This is a genomic window from Enterobacter cloacae complex sp. Mu1197 (genome assembly GCF_040059225.1).
GTDB classification, from domain to species: Bacteria; Pseudomonadota; Gammaproteobacteria; order Enterobacterales; family Enterobacteriaceae; genus Enterobacter; species Enterobacter quasiroggenkampii.
This window is the reverse complement of the sequence record NZ_CP157375.1, coordinates 3,905,584-3,925,588: the sequence shown is the minus strand read 5'-3', so window position 1 is coordinate 3,925,588 and position 20,005 is coordinate 3,905,584. Positions and strand designations below refer to the sequence as shown.

The following is a 20,005-nucleotide window of genomic DNA, read 5'->3' as shown; positions in this document are numbered from 1 at the left end:
AAAGCCCCCGCAGGGCATCCTGCGGGGGCTTTTTGTTACTGTTCTTCCTCTTCCTGCCCGTTGATCTTCAGATCGATGATGCGGCCAATCTGGTCATGATAGACCGTCAGAAGGTTGTACTGGCTCATCTCGGAGATGATCTGCGGTGAGACATTAAAGCTGCGGGCCAGCTCCTCCTGGTGAAAATAGCCCGGCTGACGCCGCCTCACGTGGGCCCGACGGCGATTGTACTGATACCACAAAATCAGCAGCCAGCCGTTGAGCGCAGCAAACAGCAGGTAGAGCAACACCGTATTAAAAGACGCAATAATGACGCCCCAGCGGTGGTCGCTCTCCTCGGTGAGCTGCATCCAGAGCCGGGCATACAGGAAAAACAGAAAGCCTCCCCACGCCACCAGCGTTAACGCGGCATCGAAAAGACGTGGCAACAGCCGATGTTCGGTCAGAATTAAGGTATTTTCGTTCATTAAATGCGTCCTTTTCCCCGGTCCGGACTGATCCAGCGCGCGCGGGCGCGCTGGCGTTTAAGCATGACTTTTGGAAATGCGACAAGGGTGGTGAACAGGCCGATCATCCAGTACACCATCGGAAACCAGATCACCCAGAAAAGCGAGCTGGCCACCTTCCGTTCATAGCGCCGCTCGATGTACAAACTGACGAGGAACTGCAGGAGGCACATCACGCCCAGCAGTAGCCCGGTAAACTCTGGTGGAAAAAGGCTCCCCACGGTCAGCCTGGCAGGAACAGGAGCGATATGGCTGAGAATAAATAACAGCACCGTCATCGCGTAGGCGAAGGCCCACAGCGTTGACAGGGCATACTCAAGAAACAGGGGCCACATGCGGTGATGCTCCCAGCGCACAATCCTGCGAAGGTTGACCAGAAACACCTCCGCGCCGCCCTGGGCCCAGCGCAGACGCTGTTTCCACAGGCCCTTGAGCGTCTCCGGCATCAGGATCCAGCACAGCGCCCGCGGCTCGAAAAAAATATCCCAGTGGCGCAGCTGCAGCTTCCAGCTGATGTCGATGTCTTCGGTGATCATGTCCGGGCTCCAGTACCCGACATCTGCCAGCGCCTGTCGGCGAAAGGCGGCGATGACGCCCGAGACGGTAAAGACCCGGCCATAGATCCGCTGCGTCCGCTTGATGAGCCCGATAATCGATGAGAACTCGCCTACCTGAATGCGGCCGATCAGCGTGGAGCGCGTGCGAATACGCGGATTCCCGGTGACCGCCCCGACGTGGGGATACTGAATCAGCGGCGCCACCAGATACGCTGCCGTATCGCGGTCGAGCAGGGCGTCGCCGTCAATGCAGACCAGCAGATCGCCCCGGGCCGCCGCTGCTCCGGCTTTGAGCGCCAGCGCTTTTCCCTGGTTTTCCGCGAGGTTAATCACCCGCAGGCGCGGCTGCTCCTGCGCCAGCGCCTGCAGCACCTGCGCGGTGTTGTCAGACGAGCCGTCGTTGATGGCGATAACCTCGATATTTTCATACCGCTGATCCAGCGCAGCGCTAATCGTCTCCCGGGCATTTCGTTCCTCGTTGAAGCAAGGGATCAGAATGGAGATGAGCGGCTCACCGGCGAGCGTCGGGGCGGGCGTCTCTTTCTCCCACGACCAGTGGCGTTCAAGCTGAAACCAGAAATAGAGCCCGCCGGTTATCCAGAGCACGGACATGAACAGCGGCCAGAAGAACACAAAATCCAGAATCAGCTCGCCGGTAAAGAGGGCGGCCACGCCTAACGGCAACCCGAATACCAGACATAAAATGGAAAAGGCGATAATGCGATCAGTCATTGTCAGGGTACCAGTACGAAGAAAATACAGGCCTGATGCGTGAGATATCAGGTTGGTTGTTGATGAAATCATCGGGGTAGTAACCGTAGTTTTTGACGCCGTTCAGCTGGAGCACGCGCATCCACTGTGCCAGCTGGCTGTCGGAAACGGCGCGCTGCGGTTTCCGATCCCAGTCCCTGGCCTGCAGTTCAAAAATGGTTTTATCGAGCGCGCCGGGACGCGTGGCGACCATTTTCACCAGACGCGCCAGCCAGGCATCGCTCTCGTCTGCCGGGACGGACTCCATCAGCGGCATGGCCATCGGCACCGTCCAGTCATACTCCGCCAGAAAATCGTCAAGATTCTGCGCGAACCACGCTTCGCTTTCGGGCTGCAGAATGGGTAAGGCGAACATATTGCGGGCGGTTTTTATCTGCGGGCCGCGGATGTGCTTCACCGCCAGGCTCAGGGCGTGGGTAAACCCAATCAGCAGCTGGCTTTTCTGACGCGTGGTGCTCTGAGCGGCGTCCTGCCCGCCATCGTCCACGTCGGTCAGCACCGCATCGTCATGGAATAAGATCCCGTTGAAGCTGGCATAGCGGGCCAGATCTTCATAGATGTCCGTCACCTGCTGGCGCACCTGCGGGTTCCACGGAGAAAGCCGGATATAGGGCTCGGTGGCATCGCTTAACCGGCCGGTCTGACGATCACGACGCTGCACGCGCGGCAGGGCAGGATCGAGATCGAACGAGAGCACCGGCATCCACGCGAAGACTTTCACGCCCGCGCGAGTCTGCAGCTGCCAGGAGACAAAATTAAAAAGATCGGCCCGGACCGGCAGCTGGCGGTTGGGAAAATAGAGCGCCTTGATCCTGCCGTCGCCCTGCGGGTCGGCAAACGCCTGCAGGAAAACATGGCTGATTTTCATGTCGTAGACCCGCTGGATCAGCCTGTTGATATTTTGGGTTTGCTGGGCCGGATCGGGATCGTAAACGTAGTCGAGATCGACGTGCATGACGCGCACGGGTTCGCGCTCCTGAACCTGGCTGACCGTACTGGCAAACGCCTTGAGCGAGGGATTGCCGGCGATCAGCAGACGAGGGATATTGCCCAGCTCCTGAACGTTCCCCAGCCCGTCCTCAAGGGTAAAGGCCAGCTGATAACCCTGCTGTCTGGCGATGGCGAGCGACGTGCCGTTGGCGGCACCATAGGGCCAGACCCAGGCGCGCGGCGCCTTGCCCGTTACCTGCGTAATTTTGTTAGTCACTTTGCGAACGTCATCGCCGATCCGCTGGTTGAACTGCCGATCGGTTTCATAGCGGCCCGTCGCTTTATCATAAAAGCGGTTGGCGATGGCCGGTTCGCGGCTGCCCTGCGGGTTAGCCGGGATGCCGTAATGCGAGGCCCAGGTGTGCGATCCGATCTCAATCAGCGGAGACCGGCTGAGCTCGCGCACCATGTCCCACGTCGCGAAGCGATCGCGGGGCGTCATCAGACCGCCGAAGTTAACTTTTTGATTTTCCGGCGTATCCACCCAGCTGCCCACCGGCGCCCACAGCGCAGGAACGTTCCACGCCTGAAGCAGTGGCCAGACGCGGGTGTAAAAGCTGCTGTAGCCGTCGTCAAAGCTGAGCAGAACGGCTTTGGGCGGCAGCGTTTTTTTTCCGTCATGGGCATCGAGAATGTCCTGCACGCTGATGACGTGATACCCGTTGTGCAGCAGCCAGCTTATCTGCTCGTTTAGCGCGCTGGTTCGTACGGAGAGGTAGCGCTGATCGGCGGCATCGTCTTCGACGTCGTGGTAGGCCAGCACCAGGAACTGGTTCTGCGGCCAGGGTTTACTCGCCTCCAGTTGCGGCCGATCTTTGGGCGCAATAAACGAAAATGCCTGTGCGCAGACGCTCGCGCTGAGGCAGAGCCAGCCGATGAATATCAGGCTCGCGGAAAAACGTGTGTTCATCATCATCATCCTTAAAAGCGTAAAGTCGCATCAAACGTGACGGAGAGGTTGCTCTCGCGTTTGCCGTCGTAAGGGCGCTTGTCCCAGTTCAGCATCACGCCGGTATCCATGACGTTGTTCCACTGAACGCGTTGTCCGTAACCCAGCAGAGCGATGGCGCCAGCGGACTGATTTTTCTGCCAGTAGCGGCCGCCTCCCGCCACGAACTGCTGGCTCCAGAGGGTGTCGTAATGGCGGACCATCTCATGGTCAACGGCCAGGGCGGCCGTCACGGAGAGATCCCGCGCCGGGTTGTAATAGAGGGTGTCCCGCAGGCTGTTTTTGCTGGCGGCGATCCCCGGTTCGAGATCCAGCGTCAGGGACGGGGTCTGCCAGAGACGCTCCTTGCCCGTGAGGGTGTATTCCTGTCGGCGGTTATGGTCCGAGAAGCGGCTGAGGGCGGCGTTGAACTGGTACTCACGACGCTCGTTTTGATACCAGCGCACCCCGCCTTCCCCCCGGTTGGCGCTGATCCCGTTGCGTAATGCCCGCAGGGGCGTGGTGCGCGACAGGCGCTCAAGGCTGCCGATGACCTGCCAGTTATCGGTGACAAAGTACGTTGTTGAGAGGCGAGCGCCCGGCTTGTTCGCCCCTTGATAGCGGTTGCTTGAGAGCTCGGCTTCGAGCTGGAGATCGCGTGGCCGCCATTCGATACCGCCCAACAGGTGACGGCTGGAGCCTTTGCCTTCATCGAAATTACCCTCTGCATAGCGGGTGCCGGCAAACAGCCGCCAGTTATCCGCTACGGGCGGGCCATAGAGCGTGGCGTCCCAGTTGAGGTCGTGCGTCCCGCTGACGGGGTTATCGGAGTGCAAACCCTTGCTCGCGTTGAGGCGCAGCTCGGACATATGGTGGACGGTGCGGAGCCTGTCCAGACGCCTGGCGCTGCGATCGTTGGGCGCGCGGGCGACGACGTCGTCGGCCAGTAAATCCATCTGCCGCCACTCCTGCAGATCCATGGCGACGTAAGCCTGCTGCTGCTCAAGCTCCAGATTCGAGGGCTCCAGCGCCTCCGCCATTTTCAGCGTTTGCTCCGCCGCGCGCGGCAGACCCCGCGCCTGAAGCAGCGTGGCGTAGTCAATCTGCAATCCCTGATTGCCCGGCGCGGTTGTTGCCAGACGTCGCGCCAGCTTTTCGGCTTCCGGCAGGGCATTCGTCGCCAGCAAATAGTTAAAACGGAGCGACTGACCGGTAAGCCATCGATCGTTCGGCTGAGGGGTAGGGGAGCCGAAATCGTAACGGGTCCAGGGAACGTTGCGGGTCTGGCGCTCTGCATACCGGCGGGCAGACGGATACTGTCCCGTATCCAGCCAGGCGTAGAAAAGCGCGTGCTCTTCGTCCTGCGGGTCAGATGTGTATTGCGGATAGCGTTGCAGAAGCGCGAAGGCGGCGGCAGCGTTTTTCTCCTGCAGATATGCGGAGATCACCCAGCCGATTGCCCAGCCCGGCACCGGATGCCGGGCTGCCGTCAGATCCTGGTATTCGCTGATGACCCGCGGATAATCGGCATGAGCGTAGAGCGCGCCGAGCCGGTCGATACGCGCAAGGACGATGTCTTCCGCCGCCTGCGGCTCGCCTTGCCAGCGAGACAGCAGCGCGTCGTAACGATTCAGCGCAGATTGCGCAAGCTGCAGGCGCTCTTTTTCTGTTCTGCCTGGCACATCTGCAAGGCGCACGCTTTCGGCTGCGGCATTCAGCTCAAGGCGACGACGTTCCGCGGGGGACAGCGCCACCTTTTGTGAAAGCAGGAGCGCGGGGGTATTGACCCGGTTATCCGTTAGCGCGTCGATCAGCTCGCGAAGAAGCGCGTGATTTTCTGGCGCGATATCCAGTGCGCGCGTGTCGGCTAAAAGCCGATCCCAGCTTTTTCCCTGGCGTTGCCAGACGTACGCCAGTGTCTGGAGATGCGCCTGCGAGGGATCCTCCGCCACCAGCTGTCGGGCTTCCTGCAGGGCAATCGTATCTTTACGGGCATCGGCCAGGGTTTTGATATAGCCGATACGATAATCGTCGTTATCCGGCGCAAGGCTGCGCGCTTCTTTCCAGAGCGTCAGAGCGGGCTGCCACGCTTTTTGATTTCGCCTGGCCTGTGCGACAGCCGCAACGCCGCGGGCGGGCAGCGGCATATAAATGCTGTAGCGCTGCCAGACCTGAATAACCTCGTCATCATGGCCTGCCCAGGCCGCCACCTGTAACCAGTCCGCAACGTGTTCAGGCGTCAGGGCATGCTGCTGCTGATAACGCTGAAGATAATCGAGAAACGACGTGTAATTACCGTTACGCGCCTGTTGAATCTGTTGCTCATAAACGGATTCCGTAGCCTGAACCAGAACAGGAAAGAGTAATAACAGAAACAATAATGTTGGGGTGCGATAAAAGAATAATGTACTGAAGCTAAGTGATCTTTCCATATCTATTTGCCATTTGTTTTTCATGAATCCATTGCATAACACGGCCGCCTTTAAGCTCAGCGTAAAAGGCCATAAATGAGAACATTAAATCTGAATGCAGTGATGTTACGGGGTACTTACTTAAAGGTAATTATGGATCCTCATCTCAGTAGACTGGATAGGAGGTAATGTACACCTGATATGTTGCCGGATAAATATGCTGAAAAGCGGCTGCGTAGTTTTGAGATAATTCTGTAATGAGCCGTTTTTTGTGTTTATTTTGAATTGAATGCTTAATTGTAATACATTGAAATATAATGGTTTTATTTTTGTTGTGACAGTTTTGTATATATTTTTAATGACGCTTATATGCCTCAATTAAAGTACTTTCTGGTGCATGTTTGGGAAGTTTCATGACAAAAATTCTTAATGTTTAGAGAAGTGACTTTTCTGCGATTGTTTTTTATTTATAATTAATGGCAGCCATTGAATGATAGTCTACAGGAAGTCTTACTCATCAATGTGTGTATTGAGGGATGTCCAAAGCCAGAATACATTTATCGTTAATATAACGGCGCTATAAAACGAAGGCGGTCTTCTTTTCGCAGGATCGTTCTTGCTTTAATCTAAAAGGGATGGTTAGTGGCAACTTCAATAGTGTTAGTGACTCAGGATCGCTACCTTGTCAGGGGCATGCGGATATTTTTTCCGGATATTATCCTGCTCGATTCGATTGACAGAAACATATTTGATAACGGTGCAGATGAATATTCTGTATTGATTGATAGTCGTTGTCCGCTCCGTTTATATGATTACCTGATACGCCATCCGGCCAGAACGAGAAAAACGATCTGCTGCGTTATGCTTGATATGCGCCACCGCGAGGAGAATCTGCTCAGTATGAAGCTGTTTATGAATACGTCGCTGACGGCGCCGGATATGGCCTCGCTGTTTAACCTGGTGCTCAATATGAAGGGCCGGCGCCTGACCACGAAGTGGCTGCTGAATTTACGGCTGAGCACGCATGAAACGATCATGTTGCGGTTGCTGAGGGCAGGGATGTCAATGGAGGAGATTGCAGGCGAGCTGAATACGTCGGTGAAAAGTCTCTACCGCACACGAACGGCGCTCTCAGAACGGCTGGGGGCGGAGAATTTCAACGAGGCGTGTTTGTTTATCTTCAAAAACAAACTGCTGGGCACAGGTGGGAACGATCCCTAGGTTGGGGAGAGAACAAAAGCATAATTGCGGGCGGTATTCTGAGGTTTGAGAACGCTGGATGAGGACAACTTCCTGGCCTTGGGTTTGGATTTACTCTGGCTCAAAACGACACAAGGACGTTGTCATGGACACGATTGAAGAGTCTGGTCACCGCCACTGTAAGATATCTTCAACTATTTGATATAAATATAAATTTGACAAATATCGACAGGTAGCGATTTATCCGTCAAATTAAGTTAAACTTCGTCACATGTTTCAGTGAGTTATGGGACGGTTAGTTGAATGACAAGCGAAGAAGCACTTTTAAAATCAGGTTTTAGTAAACGAGATCTTCAAAAGCTAAAAAACAATATCGAGAATTACGGTGGTTCGTTTGATAGCGTAACTCATGATCTGGCCAATCGTTTTAAGGCAATGAAGTGGATAACTATTATTGCCTTTATCATACTGGCTTTAACTCTTTTACTTGCATCCAGGGATACAAGTCTGACACTTGCGCTCACGTTATTGATTGTACTACCTTTTATCTGGTATATAACGCCAGCAAAACTTGGCTACAAATCCTGGCGTTACCGTAAAATGCTGACTAATTCTGAGACGGGTCGCTGACGGACAACAGATCAAAAATAATCTTAGCTTTCACGCCGTAACCCGCTATTTTCATTGTAAGCTGCGGGCGGCTCAATGTGCTCACCTTTCGGTAATAGTCTGTGGGTAGATAACGAAACAGTCGCCAGGTACCAGGTCGCCGTAACAAGCCAAAAATGGTATACGCATTAGCGGCCAGTGAGATTGATTTGTAGACACCTAAACCATTCTCACGACTAAAGCCCATAAACTCAGCTGTAGACATCGCGGCATTCGCGACCAGCCCTTCACTGGTAGTGTTGTTCGTTGCGTAGCGAGCCACTTCTTTACTGATGCTGTTTGCCCCGTCAGTAACCAGAATCGCACCAGCAAGAACTCCGAGAGGGGTCATCGTGCCAATCAGTGTAAATCCTGCGGCTATTTCAGCACCGGCCAGGACAACACTAACTGCCGAGATAACATACCCAACAATTTTGTTATTCTCTCGGATGAACTCGACTTTCGCGTAAAGCTTCGCTGCCTTCGTTCGTAATAAACGAGCTTGTTCCAGGAGGTTATAGTTTTCTTCTCGAAGTATTTTAACGCAGTCCATGCATTCTTTATCTGATTTAGCCTGACGAGCTAGCGTAAACTGTTGTTCTATGAGGTCCCGAATTTCCTGAATGAACTTCATTCGAGTCAGACCATCGCTGAGATGAAAAGCCGACAGAGTGTTGGCTGTATTTACCAGTTTCCTGGCTTCCATATTCACCATCGTTTCCGCCCAGGCTTTATTTCTTCCACCTGATTGCATCATGTTAAGCAATGCTGCATCCATTGTAATTCCTCTCAATTGCTTTACCGGCGTCTGTTTAGACTGATAAACGGCTCCCTCTGACTGCCATGCGTGCCAACGCATGCACAATATAGTAGCAATGTGGTTACGGGGTCTGAAGCAGAAGTCGCTTTTTGCAGCTACACACCTCGGCCTACTAGACGGCTTTCACCGGGCATCACCGAAAGTATCAGGCCAGATTTTTGCTCAATGGCATCAATGAGAAGCCCGTTCTCGCTTGAGTGGCCGCTGTAGTAGGGAAAGGGCAACACCAGCGGAAAGCCAGCCGTTTTTGTCGGGAATTTCACCATCAATCAGGCCGGATGTGCAGCACGACTGGATGTTTTCGGAGGCCCTGGGCAATCCGGCATGTGTCCACTGTATAGTAGGTGCCGTTTCGGTCTTTGGTAGGCTTTATCATAATGCCCATTTTGTACCACCGGGAAGCGGGGCCGGAGGAAAGATAAGAGGGGTAACTACTGATAAACCAACAAGTTGTTGACTCAGAAAGCAAAAACCCGCCACGAGGGCGGGTTCTTTAAATAGTGGTGCCCGGACTCGGAATCGAACCAAGGACACGGGGATTTTCAATCCCCTGCTCTACCGACTGAGCTATCCGGGCAACGGGGCGCATTAAACCCGATCTGCCCGGTGGCGTCAACGAAAAATGTTGTTTTCGATACGGACTGCGCAATCTCTCACCATTTCGCCGCATCCTTAAGCGAAAAAGTGCGTCCAGAGCGCGGAGAGCGGCATGGCGAGCAGCAGTGCGGGCAGCATGTTCACCACGGCAAACATCTTGATCCCACAGATGCGCAGCCCGGTAGCCAGCAGCAGCAGGCCGCCGACGGCGGTAAAGTCTGCCATCATCGCCGGAGTAGTGAGCGGGAGAATTAACGTGGCGCAGGTAGCCAGTGCCAGCTGGATCAGCAGCATCGGGACGCAAATCGCCGCCACGGCAATGCCGAGCGTGGTGGCAAAAATAGTGGCGGTGAAGAAATCAAGAAACGCTTTTGCAATCAAAATGCTCGGGTCGCCCGTCATCCCTTCCTGCATCGAACCGAAAATCCCGGTGCCGCTGGCGCAAAACAGAATAATGATGGCGACATAGTTCTGAATAAACGTCTCGTGCGTGCCGTGTTTCGCCTTGCCCGGTCGGGCTATCAGGTTTTTGGCTTTGCTCACCGCGCTGTTAATGCCTTTTTCCAGATAGCAAAATTCGCCAATCAGCGCGCCGAGCAGGGTGGCCAACACCATCACCGGCAGGTTGGCGCATTTGACCACCAACAGAATACCGATCCCTAACGATGCCAGGCCGAATATTGAGGGCATGGAGGTGCGAATACGCTCCGGCAGCCGCTGGCTTAGCACTGCGCCGAGTACGCCGCCCAGCAATACGGCTCCTGCGTTGATAAATGGCCCGATAACCAAAGTTAACTCCTGTTATTTAATCATTGATATTGCATTATTATGGCACGTCAGCGCTGCGCGGGCCTTAGCTTTGGGTGGTTTCGTGCATACTGATTCCTTCTTGCACCTCAAAATAAAAGGTGACATTATTGCGCGAATTTTCTCCTCCCTGTCTCACCGTTCGGTGAGGGTAATTGCGCTTATGAAAACCATGAAAATCGCCGTCAGCCGCGAGCTGCTCTCAACTGTGTCTACGCACCGCGAAAAGGTGACGCTGGACAGCACGGATTTCACCGATGTGGCAGCCGTCGTCATGACGACGACAGAGAGTCGCAGTGGCATCCTTGCATTGCTGAAACGCACGGGCTTTCAGCTACCGGTGTTTATTTTCTCTCAGGAACCAACGGAGGTGCCTGACGGCGCCACCGCGGTCATCTCGGGTAAAGCTCAGGAGTTTCTGGAGCTGGAGAGCGCTGCCAGCCGTTACGAAGAGAACCTGCTGCCACCGTTTTTCGACACCCTGAGTCAGTATGTGGAGATGGGTAACAGCACTTTCGCCTGTCCAGGACACCAGCACGGCGCCTTTTTCAAAAAACACCCGGCAGGGCGACAGTTCTATGATTTCTTCGGTGAGAACGTATTTCGCGCCGACATGTGCAATGCCGACGTGAAGTTGGGGGATCTGTTGATCCACGAAGGGTCCGCCAAGCATGCGCAAAAATTCGCGGCGAAAGTGTTCAACGCAGATAAAACCTACTTCGTGCTGAACGGGACGTCGGCGGCCAACAAGGTGGTGACCAACGCGCTGCTCACCCGCGGCGATCTGGTGCTGTTCGACCGCAACAACCATAAATCTAACCACCACGGGGCGCTGATCCAGGCGGGTGCCACGCCGGTTTACCTTGAGGCCGCACGTAACCCGTTTGGCTTTATTGGCGGGATTGACGACCACTGCTTTGACGACGCGTATCTGCGGGATCTGATCCGCGAGACGGCGCCGGAGAAGGCCGACGAGCCGCGTCCGTTCCGCCTGGCGATCATTCAGCTTGGCACCTACGACGGGACGATCTACAACGCCCGTCAGGTGATCGACAAGATCGGCCATCTCTGTGACTACATCCTCTTTGACTCCGCCTGGGTGGGCTACGAGCAGTTTATTCCGATGATGGCGGAAACATCCCCGCTTTTGCTGGAGCTGAACGAGAACGATCCGGGGATTTTCGTGACCCAGTCGGTGCACAAACAACAGGCCGGATTCTCGCAAACCTCGCAGATCCATAAAAAGGATAACCACATTCGTGGTCAGGCGCGTTTCTGCCCGCACAAGCGGCTGAACAACGCCTTTATGCTGCATGCCTCCACCAGCCCGTTTTACCCGCTATTTGCGGCACTGGATGTCAACGCGAAAATACATGAAGGGGAGAGCGGACGCAGGCTGTGGGCGGAGTGCGTCGAGCTGGGCATTGAGGCGCGCAAGGCGATCATTGCCAACTGCCATATGATCAAACCGTTTATCCCACCGGTGGTGGCGGGGCGGCCGTGGCAGGATCATCCGACGCATGCCATTGCCAGCGAGCTGCGCTTCTTCAGCTTCGAACCGGGGGCCAACTGGCACGGGTTTGAGGGCTATGCGAGCGAGCAGTACTTTGTTGACCCGTGCAAGCTGCTGCTGACCACGCCGGGCATCGATGCCGAGACGGGGGAGTACACTGATTTCGGGATCCCGGCAACGATTCTGGCGCACTACCTGCGTGAAAACGGCATCGTGCCGGAGAAATGCGACCTTAACTCGATTCTGTTCCTGCTGACGCCTGCCGAAAGCAGCGAGAAGCTGGCGCAGCTGGTGGCGATGCTGGGGCAGTTTGAACAGCATATTGAAGACGATACGCCGCTGGCGGACGTGCTGCCGACGATCTTCCAGAAATACCCGGTGCGCTACCGGGATTATACCCTCCGCCAGCTGTGCCAGGAGATGCACGATCTCTACGTCAGCTTTGACGTCAAGGATCTGCAGAAGGCGATGTTCCGCAAGGAGAGCCTGCCGGAGGTGGTGATGAACCCGCAGGATGCCAATCAGGCGTATATTCGCGGAGACGTGGAGCTGGTTCGCATACGGGATGCCGAAGGGCGAATTGCGGCCGAAGGAGCGCTGCCCTATCCGCCAGGCGTGCTGTGCGTGGTCCCGGGTGAAGTCTGGGGCGGGGCGGTGCAGCGTTACTTCCTGGCGCTGGAGGAGGGCATCAACCTGCTGCCGGGCTTCTCGCCTGAACTGCAGGGCGTTTACAGCGAGAAGGATGCCGACGGGATTAAGCGGCTGTATGGGTATGTGTTGATGTAGACTCTTGCCCGAACGTAGGCCGGGTAAGCGTTAGCGCCACCCGGCGATTTGTCCGGTGGCGCAAGCTTACCGGGCCTACAATACAGCTTCAGGCTTCTGCGCGCCGGTACATCCTCCTCGGATGCCCAATCTTGCCGTACAGCATCTCCACGCTGAGAAAGCCCGTCTCCACGCAGTGCTCCAGATAGCGACGGGTGGTGGTTTTACTCAATCCCGTCTCGCTCACCACCTCATCCACGGTAAAGCAGTGCATTGCCTTGTCGTTAAACAGCGACTGCACCCGCGCCAGCGTATTTTCCTCAATGCCCTTGCTGCCGTTGTCCTGGCGGTAGTTTTTCGCCTGAAGCTGATACAGCGAATCCACGTTCTGCTGGTCGACAATCTTCCAGACCCGCTGTTGTTCGGCAAACTGCACGAAGCGCTCCAGCGACTGGCTGAGCCGCTTCCAGGAGACGGGCTTGAGGATGTAGTCGAACGCGCCGTTGCGGATCGCCTGGCTGCAGGTGTCCATATCGCTGGCGGCAGTAATAAAAATGACCGAGCAGTTGGCGCGGGCCAGCATGGGGTTATTGATCAGCGAGATCCCTTTGCCGTCCGGCAGATAATTATCCAGCAGCACCAGCTGCGGCTGTTTGTTTGCAAGCTCTGCCTGGGCCGCAGCCAGCGACGAGGCAATGCCCACCAGCCTCAGACGCGGATGTTTGCCTATCAGCTCCGCATGCAGTTGCGCCAGTTCGTTCTCGTCTTCAACAATCAGTACGTCGATAAGTTCATGTTGCATAGTCGGTGTCTTCCAGTTGCCGGGCGGTTCCCGTGGCCGGGATAAACAGGGAGAAAATGGCGCCGCGCGGCGTATTATCGGCAACTTCTATCGCGCCGCCAGCCTGTGTGACATAGCTTTCGATCAGATACAGACCAATCCCATGATCGCCGCGAGTTTTGGTGGTGATGCCGCGCTCAAAGATCCGGTCACGGATCTCCGGCTTGATGCCCACGCCCTGGTCGGCCACTTCAATGATCAGCTCCTGTTCGCTGAGCTTTATCAGCACCTCCACCGGCGCGTGGGGAAGCGGCGATCGCTGTGTCGCTTCGATGGCGTTATCCAGCAGGTTGCCAATAATCGAAATCAACTCTTGCTCCCCCAGCGGCAGGAACGGCCTGTCCAGCCGACAGGCCGGGTCGAAACTCAGTTCGACGCCTTTCTCCCGCGCGCGGGCGGCTTTGCCCAGCAGCAGGCCGCACAGGGTCGGGGAGCTAAAGCGCGAAGAGATAAAGTCCAGCAGCTCCTGGGCGTGTTCAGACTGCGCCTGAATGTAGCCAATCGCCTCCTCATAGCGGCCCATGTGCAGCAGGCCGGAGAGGGTGGTCATCCGGTTTAGCTGCTCATGACGCATTATGCGGAGGTTATCGACATAGCGTTTGACCTGGCTAAGCTGGGCGCTCAGCGAGTCGATCTCGTTGCGATCGCGGAAGGTGATCACCCAGCCCTGTAGCGACCCCTCAAGCATGATGTGGACCCGGCTGGCAATCACCGTCAGATCGTTAAAACGGCAAATCTCGTCATGGGTATCTTTCGCCAGCATCGTCTGCGTGTCGAAGAACGGGACCGGATCGATCACCTGATTTATCAGCTGCCCGCGCAGCTCGCGGGCCGGCTGGCTCAGCCTCAGCAGCTTGCGCGCCGCCTGGTTGATCACCTCAATCCGCCTTTGATCGTCAATGGCAATCACCCCTTCATAAATAGACTCCATCAGTGCCTTCTGCTGGCGCACCAGCAGGCCGATTTCGCGCGGCTCGAGGGAGAAGATCTGCTTCTTAATACTGCGGGTAAAGAACCAGGAGAAGATAAAGAGAGCAATCAGCAGCAGCACGGCGGCAATCAGGATATTGACCACTTTACTGACGGTAATGGTGTCCAGGTAGCTGGTGAGATAGCCGACCGAAACAATGCCGACCACCTGTCCGGCAGCGTTGAAGATGGGGGCCTTACTGCGCAGCGAAATACCCAACCCGCCTTTGCGGATGGTGGTGGTGCTTTTACCCTGCAATACGGCGTCGTTGTCACCGCCTACCAGCGTGGTGCCCACTCTGTCGGCGAAGACGGAGTGAAAAAGATGCTGGCCCTTATTATCGCCAATCACAATAAAGCTGGCGTCACTGTGCGCAGAAATCTTCTGCATAAAATCATGGATGGCGATGATATTCTTTTGTTCAACTTCATGTCGCAATGTTGGAATAAGTGCAATCTCTTCAGCCTGTATTTTGGCGCGCGTGCTCATTTCCTGATAAAGCTGTTTCCCGACATCGGCATAATAATATCCGCCCAGTAACGCAAAAAGCACTGAGAAAAAGGCAACCAGCGAAATAAACAGCTTTATCTGGAAAGAGACTTTCATAACTCTCACGCAAGGTAGCGACAAAGAACGCCAATATATCATCTTTTTTCACGCGGGCGCCCGCTTTGCCGAAAACTTGTGATCCCTTGCACAGCGGGCGCTGTAAAAGCGTTATCCCAAAGACGGGTGGCATCTGGCTGCATGAATAAATGTTATTTGTTTGTTCAATTCAGAAAAGAAACCATAAAAACCACGACCATAAATAAGGCATAAATCACATTAAATAAAAGAAACCATTAAAACCATAGCTGCCATTAAAACTTCGCTTTTAATATGCCATTCCTCACATAAAGTAAGCCTTTGTGACTCTAAGCTGAACGCACAAAATAACCAAGGGGCTTATTATGAGCACAACTGACGATTCTTTCTCTGTTACCCACGACCCGATTGAAATTCAGCGACCTTCGCTCAAAGAGCGCTGGTGGCATATTATGGATACCTGGAAAATCGGGATTATTCCTCTGCCGCTGTTCGTTCTGGCGGGGGCACTGATCGCGATTGATTGCCTGGGCGGAAAACTGCCGAGCGATATCGTGGTGATGGTGGCGACGCTGGCCTTCTTCGGCTTTGCCTGCGGCGAGTTTGGCAAACGCCTGCCGATTGTCGGCAAGCTCGGTGCGGCGGCGATTTGCGCCACCTTTATCCCTTCCGCGCTGGTCTATTACGGCCTGCTGCCGGACGTGGTGGTCGAGTCCACCACTAAGTTCTACAAATCCACCAACATTCTCTACCTCTACATCTGCTGCATTATTGTCGGCAGCATCATGAGCATGAACCGCACGGTGCTGATTCAGGGCTTCCTGCGCATCTTCTTCCCGATGCTGTGCGGCGAAATCGTCGGCATGCTGGTGGGGATGGGCGTCGGCCTGGCGCTGGGTCTTGAGCCATTCCAGATCTTCTTCTTTATCATCCTGCCAATCATGGCGGGCGGCGTTGGGGAAGGGGCGATCCCGCTTTCCATCGGCTATGCCACCCTGCTGCATATGGACCAGGGCGTGGCGCTCGGTCGCGTGCTGCCGATGGTCATGCTCGGCGGTCTGACGGCGATCATCATCTCCGGCTGCCTGAACCAGCTTGGTAAACGCTACCCGCATCTGACCGGTGAAGGCCAGCTGATGCCTAACCGCGCCAATGCCGATGCCACCGTCTCTCAGCCTGCATTCTCCGGCAAAGCGGACGTGACCACGATCGCCTCCGGCGCGCTGCTGGCGGTGCTGCTCTACATGCTGGGCATGCTCGGCCACAAGCTGATTGGCCTGCCTGCGCCGGTCGGCATGCTGTTTATGGCGGTGCTGGTGAAGCTCTGCAACGGCGCCTCTCCGCGCCTGCTGGAAGGCTCTCAGGTGGTGTACAAATTCTTCCAGACCTCTGTGACCTACCCGATTCTCTTTGCCGTTGGCGTGGCCATCACCCCATGGCATGAACTGGTGGCCGCCTTCACGCTGACCAACCTGCTGGTGATTATCAGCACCGTCTCCGCGCTGGTGGCGACAGGGTTCTTCGTTGGCAAAAAGATTGGCATGCACCCGATTGATGTCGCCATCGTCTCCTGCTGCCAGAGCGGCCAGGGCGGTACCGGCGACGTGGCGATCCTGACCGCAGGCAACCGCATGAGCCTGATGCCGTTCGCCCAGATTGCTACCCGTATCGGCGGGGCGATTAACGTCTCCATCTCACTGCTGATTCTGGGCAACTTCCTCGTTTAAGTTTTCAGGAAAGAACAATGAAACTCGCAAGCTTTTTATACCAGGGAAAACGCAGCTACGGCATCGTGCAGGCCGACGGCGTGATTGATTTAGGCCGCCGTCTGGGCGACCGCTACAGCGACCTCAAGGCGCTGCTGCAGGGCAACGGGCTGGCGCAGGCCACCCGCTACCTGAACGATGCCGTGGACGTGCCGATGAGCGCCATCACATTCTTACCGGTGATTGAGCAGCCGGAAAAAATCCTCTGCGTGGGCATGAACTACGCCGACAAGCGCAAGGAGTTTGACCAGCACAACCCGGCCCCGACGCTGTTTGTCCGCTTCCCGGATTCACAGACCGGCCACAACGAGCCGGTGCTGAAGCCGCGCCACTCCAGCGAATTCGACTACGAAGGCGAGCTGGCGGTGATCATCGGTAAAGGCGGGGAGAACATCAGCCGCGACGACGCCCTGCGCCACGTGGCGGGCTACAGCTGCTACATGGACGGCTCCGCCCGCGACTGGCAGCACACCTGGTTCACCGCCGGTAAAAACTGGCGTCAGACCGGCGCGTTTGGTCCGTGGATGGCGACGGCGGATGAGATCCCCGATCCGCACCAACTGGCGATTCGCACCTGGCTGAACGGCCGCATGGTGCAGGAAGACAACACCAGCAGCATGATCCACAAGGTTGCGGAGCTGATCGAGTACATCAGCACCTTCACCCGCTTAAGTCCTGGCGATGTGATCATCACTGGATCCCCAGGCGGGGTGGGTAAAAAGCGTAACCCGCCGCTGTTTATGAAAGAGGGCGATCGCATTGAGGTGGAGATCGAGCATATCGGTCATCTGAGCAACGTGATTGTGGAAGCGCCAGCCGTCGGGCTTGCGGCAGCACATTAAGTAAGGCGGCAGCATGCACTCGCAACCCATCGATTTTCGCCACACGCTGGTGGCGAAACATCCGGAACGCTTAAGTCAGATCCGTTATCTGCTGGCAGACAGCGGCCTTGGCCTGGACAACGACATCACGCTGTTCGTCGAAGCCTGGTCCGGCTCGCAGCTGGTGGGTTGCGCAGGGCTTGCCGCCAACGTCATCAAGTGCGTGGCGGTTAACGAGCAGCTTCGCGGCGAGAACCTCAGCGCGCGGCTGCTGGCAGAGGTGGAACATGCGGCGCTGGAGCGCGGCCATTTTCACCTCTTCCTCTGCACCCGTCCGTGCAACCGGGAGCGTTTTGCCCGCAGCGGCTTCTGGCCGATTGCCCAGAGCGGGAACAACGCCGTGCTGATGGAGAACACCCCGCAGGGGATCGCGCGCTACTGCCGTTCTCTGCGCGCGAACCGCAAGTGCGGGGAGAAGATTGGCGCCATCGTGATGAACGCCAATCCGTTCACCCTCGGCCACCGCCATCTGGTGGAGCAGGCGGCGGCGCAGTGCACTGAACCCCATATCCAGGACACCAGATCATAGAATCTGGAGGTCCTTATGAGATATCCCTTCCACATCCGTCTTGAGGCTGTTCAGCATTACATGACTGGCCAGTCGAGCATTAAAGAAACAGCCCGTCTGTTCAGTGTTGGCCGAACACCTCTTACCCGCTGGATACGGTCTTACAGGCGTCAGGGGAAGGCCGGGCTGGAGGACCGTCCTGCACGGACCTATACTTCAGCTTTCAGGCTCCGCGTAATCCGTTATGTTGCTGAACACGGGTGCAGCTATGCGGAAGCTTCAGCGCGCTTTGCCATTCCAAATGAGTCGCTCATTCTCGACTGGACAAGACGTTACCGGAAAGGCGGCGCACAGGCGCTTAATACAGCCAAATCCGGGCCCGCTATGTCACAGAAAAAGTTTATACCTGACTCCAGACCGCTCAGTGAGATGACTCCCTCAGAACTTCTGAGAGAGCTGGAATATCTGCGGGCGGAAAACGCATATCTAAAAAAGCTCAAAGCCCTGAGGGAAGAAAAGACTCTCAGGGAACAGCAGAAAAAGCGCGAGTGATACAGAGTCTGCTTGCAGACCACCGACTTGTTTACCTGCTCTGTGCCGCAGGGCTGGCGCGCAGCACGTATTATTACCAGATATCCAGACCCGCAGGTGAGCCGGTTCGGTATGCGGCTGCTGTCAGTGCTATGTTCACGATCAGTCAGAGAAACGCCCAATGCTATGGTTACCGAAGAATGACGGCGGCACTGCGTAATGAGGCCTTCACGCTGAACCATAAAACGGTTCGTATATTGATGAAAAAGTATGATCTGACATGCCAGTTGCGCCGAAGAAAATACCGTTCCTGTATGGCCGGTGGTGGCCCGGCTTCCGATAATCTTCTTGCCCGCAACTTCAGAGCCGAACGCAGTGGGATAAAGTGGTGCACAGACGTGACGGAGTTCCGTGCCGGTGGTCAAAAACTGTTCCTTTCGGCCCTTCAGGATCTGTTCAATAATGAAATTGTGGCCTGGCAAACATCAACCAGTCAGTCGCAACCTCTGGTCTGCAGGATGCTAAAAAAAGCGCTTAATGCATGCAGAAACAAAGAAGGTGCGATGTTGCACAGTGATCAGGGCTGGGCTTACAGAACGCCTGTCTGGCGCAGAATGCTGGCTGATGCAGGCATAACACAAAGTATGTCGCGTAAGGGCAACTGTCTGGATAATGCAGTGATGGAAAACTTCTTCAGTCACCTGAAAGTAGAGATGTATTACAGGAAAAAGTACAGTTCAGTGAAAGAGCTTGAAAGCGATATTGGCAGGTATATTCGCTATTACAATACCGAACGAATCAGTTTAAAAACGGGCGGGATGAGTCCGGTTGAATACCGGACTCTGACAGAACAACAATGAAAGCATGGTGTCCAGGTTTAGGGGTTCAGTGCACAGTGCGACGCCCTGCACCTGTTCGTGGTGCGCGAAGACGCCTCGTTCTTCCCGTTCAGCGCGCGGCTCGAGATGGTACGCGCGGGCGTGGCGCATCTGCCGAACGTGGTGGTGCATGAAGGCTCGCAGTACATCATCTCTCGCGCCACGTTTCCGGCCTACTTCCTGAAGGAGACCGGCAAAGTGCAGCAGGCGTGGAGCGAGATTGACGTGCTGATCTTCCGGGACTTTATCGCCCCGGCGCTCGACATTACGCACCGCTTCATCGGCTCGGAGCCGTTCTGCGATATCACCCGCCAGTACAACCAGACGCTGCACGACCTGCTGGCCTCGCATATCGAGGTGGTGGAAATGCCGCGCATCAAGGCCACCGGCAACGCCATTTCAGCGTCCGAAGTGCGCCGCTTACTGAAGACACAGCAGTTTTCCCGGATCCGGGAGATTGTCCCGGACTCCACCTTCGCGCATCTCGAAGCACACTATCGTGCGAGTGCGGAAGTCGCTTAACTACCAGGAA

At 55.7% G+C, this 20,005-nt stretch carries 14 protein-coding genes, 1 tRNA gene and 2 pseudogenes; 8 read left to right on the top strand and 9 right to left on the bottom strand.

Annotated elements, in window-relative coordinates:
- Positions 1 to 35: 35 nt before the first annotated feature.
- The 4 genes from pgaD to pgaA are packed head-to-tail and all read right to left on the bottom strand — an operon-like array spanning position 36 to position 6,184.
- Positions 36 to 467 (bottom strand): poly-beta-1,6-N-acetyl-D-glucosamine biosynthesis protein PgaD, encoded by a 432-nt coding sequence (gene pgaD / locus ABFV38_RS18365; RefSeq protein WP_126534059.1) that lies wholly within the window; start codon positions 465 to 467, stop codon positions 36 to 38.
- The gene (gene pgaC / locus ABFV38_RS18360) at positions 467 to 1,795 is read right to left on the bottom strand and encodes a poly-beta-1,6-N-acetyl-D-glucosamine synthase (RefSeq protein ID WP_348957720.1); all 1,329 of its coding nucleotides are present in this window, start codon (positions 1,793 to 1,795) and stop codon (positions 467 to 469) included. The genes pgaD and pgaC overlap by 1 nt, the downstream gene beginning before the upstream one ends.
- Positions 1,788 to 3,737: a poly-beta-1,6-N-acetyl-D-glucosamine N-deacetylase PgaB gene (gene pgaB / locus ABFV38_RS18355; RefSeq protein WP_348957719.1), complete on the bottom strand. Its 1,950-nt coding sequence runs from the start codon at positions 3,735 to 3,737 to the stop codon at positions 1,788 to 1,790. The genes pgaC and pgaB overlap by 8 nt, the downstream gene beginning before the upstream one ends.
- 8 nt (positions 3,738 to 3,745) lie before the next feature.
- Positions 3,746 to 6,184 (bottom strand): poly-beta-1,6 N-acetyl-D-glucosamine export porin PgaA, encoded by a 2,439-nt coding sequence (gene pgaA, locus ABFV38_RS18350; protein ID WP_348957718.1) that lies wholly within the window; start codon positions 6,182 to 6,184, stop codon positions 3,746 to 3,748.
- A 672-nt stretch (positions 6,185 to 6,856) separates the two neighbouring features.
- Between pgaA and ABFV38_RS18345 the strand changes: the two genes are divergently transcribed.
- Together ABFV38_RS18345 and ABFV38_RS18340 are read left to right on the top strand one after the other, a co-directional pair.
- Positions 6,857 to 7,384: a LuxR C-terminal-related transcriptional regulator gene (locus ABFV38_RS18345; protein WP_343666497.1), complete on the top strand. Its 528-nt coding sequence runs from the start codon at positions 6,857 to 6,859 to the stop codon at positions 7,382 to 7,384.
- A 282-nt stretch (positions 7,385 to 7,666) separates the two neighbouring features.
- On the top strand, positions 7,667 to 7,993 hold the full coding sequence (locus ABFV38_RS18340) for a hypothetical protein (RefSeq protein WP_039265473.1): 327 nt from the start codon (positions 7,667 to 7,669) through the stop codon (positions 7,991 to 7,993).
- Here ABFV38_RS18340 and ABFV38_RS18335 read toward each other — a convergent pair.
- The 3 genes from ABFV38_RS18335 to ABFV38_RS18325 form a co-directional block, all read right to left on the bottom strand.
- A complete protein-coding gene (locus ABFV38_RS18335) occupies positions 7,971 to 8,789 on the bottom strand; it encodes a DUF4225 domain-containing protein (protein WP_023326053.1) in 819 nt (272 codons plus the stop codon). The genes ABFV38_RS18340 and ABFV38_RS18335 overlap by 23 nt on opposite strands.
- Before the next feature lie 543 nt (positions 8,790 to 9,332).
- Positions 9,333 to 9,408: transfer RNA gene (locus ABFV38_RS18330), tRNA-Phe, on the bottom strand.
- Between the two features lie 95 nt (positions 9,409 to 9,503).
- Entirely contained in the window at positions 9,504 to 10,217 is a 714-nt protein-coding gene (locus tag ABFV38_RS18325; RefSeq protein ID WP_032653359.1) for a DUF554 domain-containing protein, read from the bottom strand.
- A gap of 181 nt (positions 10,218 to 10,398) precedes the next feature.
- On the opposite strand from ABFV38_RS18325, the gene ABFV38_RS18320 reads away from it, so the two are divergent.
- Positions 10,399 to 12,534, top strand: a complete 2,136-nt coding sequence (locus ABFV38_RS18320) for an ornithine decarboxylase (protein ID WP_348957717.1) — start codon at positions 10,399 to 10,401, stop codon at positions 12,532 to 12,534.
- An 88-nt stretch (positions 12,535 to 12,622) separates the two neighbouring features.
- Here the strand turns inward: ABFV38_RS18320 and ABFV38_RS18315 are convergent, their stop codons facing one another.
- Positions 12,623 to 13,315, bottom strand: coding sequence for a response regulator (locus ABFV38_RS18315; RefSeq protein ID WP_126534055.1), 693 nt, complete (start codon positions 13,313 to 13,315; stop codon positions 12,623 to 12,625).
- On the bottom strand, positions 13,305 to 14,930 hold the full coding sequence (locus ABFV38_RS18310; protein WP_348957716.1) for a sensor histidine kinase: 1,626 nt from the start codon (positions 14,928 to 14,930) through the stop codon (positions 13,305 to 13,307). Before ABFV38_RS18310 ends, ABFV38_RS18315 begins: the two co-directional genes overlap by 11 nt.
- Before the next feature lie 344 nt (positions 14,931 to 15,274).
- On the opposite strand from ABFV38_RS18310, the gene ABFV38_RS18305 reads away from it, so the two are divergent.
- The 5 genes and pseudogenes from ABFV38_RS18305 to ABFV38_RS18285 form a co-directional block, all read left to right on the top strand.
- Entirely contained in the window at positions 15,275 to 16,636 is a 1,362-nt protein-coding gene (locus ABFV38_RS18305; protein ID WP_021242090.1) for a 2-hydroxycarboxylate transporter family protein, read from the top strand.
- Between the two features lie 17 nt (positions 16,637 to 16,653).
- Positions 16,654 to 17,517 (top strand): fumarylacetoacetate hydrolase family protein, encoded by an 864-nt coding sequence (locus ABFV38_RS18300; RefSeq protein WP_045134818.1) that lies wholly within the window; start codon positions 16,654 to 16,656, stop codon positions 17,515 to 17,517.
- A 13-nt stretch (positions 17,518 to 17,530) separates the two neighbouring features.
- Positions 17,531 to 18,052: pseudogene (locus tag ABFV38_RS18295) on the top strand (GNAT family N-acetyltransferase); the annotation flags it as partial.
- Between the two features lie 48 nt (positions 18,053 to 18,100).
- Positions 18,101 to 19,455 (top strand): IS3 family transposase gene (locus ABFV38_RS18290; protein WP_348957715.1). Its coding sequence is split into 2 segments (ribosomal slippage): positions 18,101 to 18,551 and positions 18,551 to 19,455, totalling 1,356 coding nucleotides; the frame shifts between segments, so codons are not numbered across the junction.
- A 27-nt stretch (positions 19,456 to 19,482) separates the two neighbouring features.
- Positions 19,483 to 19,995 (top strand): annotated as a pseudogene (locus ABFV38_RS18285) ([citrate (pro-3S)-lyase] ligase); the annotation flags it as partial.
- Positions 19,996 to 20,005: the final 10 nt, after the last annotated feature.

Excerpts from the sequence above, each read along its gene's own strand:
- pgaD (WP_126534059.1), bottom strand. The coding sequence starts at position 467 with ATGAACGAAAATACCTTAATTCTGACCGAACATCGGCTGTTGCCACGT.
- pgaC (WP_348957720.1), bottom strand. The coding sequence starts at position 1,795 with ATGACTGATCGCATTATCGCCTTTTCCATTTTATGTCTGGTATTCGGG.
- pgaB (WP_348957719.1), bottom strand. The coding sequence starts at position 3,737 with ATGATGAACACACGTTTTTCCGCGAGCCTGATATTCATCGGCTGGCTC.
- pgaA (WP_348957718.1), bottom strand. The coding sequence starts at position 6,184 with ATGGAAAGATCACTTAGCTTCAGTACATTATTCTTTTATCGCACCCCA.
- ABFV38_RS18345 (WP_343666497.1), top strand. The coding sequence starts at position 6,857 with ATGCGGATATTTTTTCCGGATATTATCCTGCTCGATTCGATTGACAGA.
- ABFV38_RS18340 (WP_039265473.1), top strand. The coding sequence starts at position 7,667 with ATGACAAGCGAAGAAGCACTTTTAAAATCAGGTTTTAGTAAACGAGAT.
- ABFV38_RS18335 (WP_023326053.1), bottom strand. The coding sequence starts at position 8,789 with ATGGATGCAGCATTGCTTAACATGATGCAATCAGGTGGAAGAAATAAA.
- ABFV38_RS18320 (WP_348957717.1), top strand. The coding sequence starts at position 10,399 with ATGAAAACCATGAAAATCGCCGTCAGCCGCGAGCTGCTCTCAACTGTG.
- ABFV38_RS18315 (WP_126534055.1), bottom strand. The coding sequence starts at position 13,315 with ATGCAACATGAACTTATCGACGTACTGATTGTTGAAGACGAGAACGAA.
- ABFV38_RS18310 (WP_348957716.1), bottom strand. The coding sequence starts at position 14,930 with ATGAAAGTCTCTTTCCAGATAAAGCTGTTTATTTCGCTGGTTGCCTTT.
- ABFV38_RS18305 (WP_021242090.1), top strand. The coding sequence starts at position 15,275 with ATGAGCACAACTGACGATTCTTTCTCTGTTACCCACGACCCGATTGAA.
- ABFV38_RS18300 (WP_045134818.1), top strand. The coding sequence starts at position 16,654 with ATGAAACTCGCAAGCTTTTTATACCAGGGAAAACGCAGCTACGGCATC.